Raw genomic sequence first — 4,850 nt, forward strand, 5'->3', positions numbered from 1 at the left:
ATAACATTACAACAATTTTTAGACAAAAAAAATTAAAACTTACACCTCAGCGTATTGCTGTTTACAAATATTTGCAATCAACAAAAGAACACCCTTCAGCGGAAGTAATTTATAAAGCTCTACAACCAACATATCCAACTATGAGTTTAGCTACAGTGTATAAAGCATTAAAAACTCTAGTAGAAGTTGAATTGCTAATAGAACTTAATGTAGGTGAAGGTAACTTTAGATATGATGGTAATATGTGTCAGCACCCTCATATACAGTGTATAAGTTGTGGTAAAGTTGATGACATAGAAGGCATATGTTTTTCGGATGTAAATGAAGATGTAAAACCTTATACCAGCTACGAAGTTTTAACTAGTAAACTATATTTTTATGGCTTATGTGAAAATTGCAAAGAATAATTTATTAAACATAAAAAGAAGTATGAATTTAAATTCATACTTCTTTTTTATTTATTTGATTGTACCTTACCAGCTTATTTATAAGATTGTTTTAATAATTTCTCCCATTCATTAGAACTATAACCATCATCTAAAATTCTTTTCAAAGCTAAAAGTACATTGTTTTTAATCTTATCAGGTAAGTTATATAATAGCATCATACTATTATCATTAGCTTTGTGCATATGCTCAACCATTATTTTTCCAATACCTGATATTTTATTATTTGCAATTTTATTTCCGCTTATAATTCCCTTTTGCACAATTCTTGCTTGAACATCCTCGCTATATATATATTTAATAAAAGCATCAGCATTATCGCCATTTTTTGCATTTATAGGGACACTTAATAGTGAATTAACTATAATAGGTACATTAGAACCATAACTTGAATTATTATTATAATCTTCTATTATACCTATATTACTTCCATTAAGTTTAGAATTATAATAAGAAACAGATACTAATAATGGAGAATCCCCATTATTAAAACTAAGAATGCTTTGCTCATTACCAGGTTCAAAAGAATTCTTAGTGATTCCACTATTTTTTGTAAGTGAATTAAATTCGTTAAATATTCCCTCTACCTCTTTCAATTTTTTATACGATTCTTCACCACTATCATAGTTTTCCTCAATCTCATGAATATTTATTGTTTTACTAGCTATTAATGAAAATAAAAGCCCATTGGCATCTAAATCCTGCGTTAGTACCACAGGGGTTTTTATTCCCTCACCATTAATTTGCTTTAATACATTTAGCCATTGTTCTAAATTATTAGGGTTAGATATTTTTAGTTTTTCTAGAATTGCTTTATTATATAGTAGTTCCATGGAATATGGGATAACCCCTATGCCATAATATTTATCTCCTACTCTCCCATACGCACCCATAATATCATAAAATCTATCACTTATAGCACCTTTCTCATAAGCGCTTTTCAACTCACTCAAAACTCCCTTTTTACTAAGTTCAATAAGCGTATTCCTATTAGTAAAAATTATATCAATTTCTGTGCCCAGATTAATAGTTTCCATAATGTCACTTTTATCTCCAAGTGCAGCATTTAGTTTTATTTCCACATCTGGGTTATCTTTTTTAAACTCATCAATTAAAAACTTAATTACTTTGGAAGAATACTCATCAGTTGTGTCTAGATATATGTTTAATTTTTTCTGATTTTCACTTTTTTCTTTTCCACCAAATTTGCAGGCTGAAAGGTTAACAATAACAACCAAAACTATAACAATACTACATAGGTTTTTTAAAAATTTATTTGATTTTTTCATAAGTTCACCTCTTTACGTTAAGAAAAATGAATTTTCCTAATATTTATTGAATATAAGTTAATTAAATATATAATTGTCACATATAATTTAATGGGGGGTGGAATATATGAAATTACATGTTGTATTTTTTAAGAAGAAATTTATTTATTATGCTTTTACTGCTATTATTATCTTTATCATAATACTTACATTCTTCTTATTTTCCAGAAAAAATTTAATAAGCACATTTAATATTGTTAATGAACCCAAAATGATACAGGCTGATCTAACAGGGGATGGAACTAAGGATATTCTCTACATAAAAACAGATGCGGATAAATATTATATTCAAATAAATTCAGAAGATAAAAGTTATTATCTAGAGCCTTCTAAAAAAATTAGCACTGTAGGAAATTACTATGCAGATTGGCCAATGCGGCTTACTTTAATGGATATATCTAGAGATAATTCACCTGAAATATTTACTCAAGCATCTTTAGATGATAAAGCATCTGTAGATGCTACAGCATCTACAGGGGATACATCATCTATAAAGAAGAAAACTGTTTCGCATGCATTCCTTTGGAATGGCAAAAAATTTGAAGATATATTTTGTAGCACAAACAATATTTTAGGGTTTATAGATAGTAAAAACAATAAAACGCCTAAAGTTCTATCTGGAAATATTAAAGATGGTAAAATGAATTTTATCAGTTATATTTTCATTCAAAATAAATTAAAATCTTTTGACTATAACTATGCTGAAAATTATATGGGTAAAAACACCATATTAAGTTTTATAAATCTGATGTCCAGTTTTCCCCTAGCGGAATTAAATATATCAAAAGAACTTTTCACCCCTGATTTAAATGGTAATGATATTTCACTATTAAGCGATTTATCAAACAGAAAAGTATATTACAACTTTCAGGATGCCCTTTTCAAAGATTATAAATTGGACAAAAACGGTAATACCAGTGAAATTTTATGGACATTAAATTTTAAAGGAACTAATACCAATAGCACAAATGAACCTAATGCCAACATTTTAAAAGAAACAAAAAATTATACTTTAGAATTAGTTCTTAAACTTACACCTAAGGGTGATAATATTTCTACCTTTATGATTAGTTCTATAGCTATTAAGTAATTTTTTTATCTTAGATATTAAAATAAATAACAAGTCAAAGATGCTATTATATTTTGCAGCAAGGCAAGGAAACAGATTCCGTCGCTAGTTATACTATCGACAGGTTCTGATGACGGAGCATGGTACAAAATAGACTAGTCTGGAACAGACTCGTATACTGCCTTTATCACAGAATATTCCTAATCACAAAAGGGACCGTATTATCGGTCCCAAAGGGGATGGGGGGGGGTCACATAAAATAATTTATTTTATGTTAATGGAGATTTCAACTCCGATTACATTTATAATATTAACCTTTTGGAGTAATTTTATTCATTAAAATATAATTTTAGATATTCTTTTATAAAAAGCATTCTTATTTATATAAGAATAATAATTTAAAACATATGTTATATTAAAATTGGAGGAGAGTATATATGTTCAATAATAAAGAAAGAGATGAAAATAGAATTGAGACTTTAATTGGTGAACAATGTTGCATAATTGGTTCTTTAAATGTAAATGAATTGCTACAAATAGACGGCTCAATTGATGGAGATTTAATTTGTGAAGATGATGTAATACTAGGCGACGCTGGCCACATAAAAGGCAATACAGTCTGCAATAATGCCTTTATACACGGAGTTCTCCATGGAAATATATCTTGTAAAAGCACTTTAACCATAGAATCTTCTGGTAAAGTTAAAGGAGATATTTTGGTAAAGAAATTAATAATTTCTGAAGGTGGAATTCTTGATGGCAAATGTACCATGCTATGTAACGAGCAACCTGATGACAAAAATGACAATTAATTAAGGGACATGATGAAATATAACACATAAATCAAAATTTATGTGTTATATTCAAATAATATTATCATCACAATACTCCTCAAATAAAATTTCAATCATAAAAGTTCTAATATCTTTACTTAGAACTCTCTTCTACAATTCTATTGAGCATTTCGAGTTTTTTCTCATCTACTAGATGAGCTAGTATATATATTAACTGTCCCTTATCCTCATCCTCTAAGTTTTCGAGAACACTATGTGTAGCTTCTTGAGGACTTGTATGTTTAAATTCAACATCATTATTTTCGATGAAATTATTATTTGATATAGAATTCATCATATCACTAAGATTTGAATTACTTAAATCTAAATTATTTAAGTCTATTCCAGATAACATATTTGAAATTTGGCTCAAATCTATACTACCCATCCCTGAAAATAAATTTGATAACTGGTTATCCTGATCCTCTTCATTATAACTTTCTGTATCTTGATTTTCATTTATGCTATTTTTATTTTTTTTCGCCACATTAGATTTCGAATTTGAATTACTTGAATTATTCGAATTGGAATTGCTTGAATTTGCATTATTGTTGCCTAGCATGTTATTCCCTTGACCACTTAAATTGCCCAACAAGTTTCCCAATATATTATTGTCTTGCCCACCTAAACTACTCATCAAATTGCCCAATAAATTATTGTCTTGCCCCCCTAAACCACCCATCAAATTCCCCAATATATTATTATCTTGGCCCCCCAAACCAGAAAGCAAACCTTCAAGCATGTTGTTGCCACCACCATTATTTCCTCCAATAAAGCTAGTTAATAGTCCCATCAAAGGGTTCGCAGAATTTCCATTAAACATTTGTGCTAGCGGATTACTGTTAGCATTGTTATTGCTGTTACCATTACTGTTATTGTTATTACCATTACTGTTGTTATCATTACCGTTGTTGTCATTCTCATTATTTCTATGGCTCTTATGATGTTTTGACACATTTATCACCTCATTTATAAATGGGAGAGCATAAGCTCCCCCTAATTTTTGGAATTAACATCCACAGCCTTTGTTACCAGTATTGCCTACAGCTCCACCTTTACAGCAACAATAACCTATGAATAATAATATTAACAAGAAAGCATTTTTATCTTCAAGTAGACATGTTCTTTGAAGGATTATTAAAGCTATTACTGCACAAATTGGATTTGAGCATAA

At 29.0% G+C, this 4,850-nt stretch carries 5 protein-coding genes; 3 read left to right on the forward strand and 2 right to left on the reverse strand.

All coding sequences use genetic code 11. From position 1 onward, the window contains the following. Positions 1-407, forward strand: a 407-nt coding sequence (locus tag JJE11_RS14670; protein ID WP_291636919.1) for a Fur family transcriptional regulator, incomplete at its 5' end; no start/stop codon positions are given. Positions 408-481: 74 nt separating this feature from the next. Here the strand turns inward: JJE11_RS14670 and JJE11_RS14675 are convergent. Further along, positions 482-1,735: an ABC transporter substrate-binding protein gene (locus tag JJE11_RS14675; protein ID WP_291636922.1), complete on the reverse strand. Its 1,254-nt coding sequence runs from the start codon at positions 1,733-1,735 to the stop codon at positions 482-484. A gap of 106 nt (positions 1,736-1,841) precedes the next feature. Between JJE11_RS14675 and JJE11_RS14680 the strand changes: the two genes are divergently transcribed. After that, the gene (locus JJE11_RS14680) at positions 1,842-2,864 is read left to right on the forward strand and encodes a VCBS repeat-containing protein (RefSeq protein ID WP_291636924.1); all 1,023 of its coding nucleotides are present in this window, start codon (positions 1,842-1,844) and stop codon (positions 2,862-2,864) included. A gap of 416 nt (positions 2,865-3,280) precedes the next feature. Continuing rightward, positions 3,281-3,655, forward strand: a complete 375-nt coding sequence (locus JJE11_RS14685; RefSeq protein WP_291636926.1) for a polymer-forming cytoskeletal protein — start codon at positions 3,281-3,283, stop codon at positions 3,653-3,655. 115 nt (positions 3,656-3,770) lie between these two features. On the opposite strand, the gene JJE11_RS14690 is transcribed toward JJE11_RS14685, so the two are convergent. Next, positions 3,771-4,631 (reverse strand): hypothetical protein, encoded by an 861-nt coding sequence (locus tag JJE11_RS14690; protein ID WP_291636928.1) that lies wholly within the window; start codon positions 4,629-4,631, stop codon positions 3,771-3,773. Positions 4,632-4,850 lie beyond the last annotated feature (219 nt).

Origin of the sequence: Clostridium sp., assembly GCF_016650095.1 — a bacterium.
Classification (GTDB): domain Bacteria; phylum Bacillota; class Clostridia; order Clostridiales; family Clostridiaceae; genus Clostridium_AD.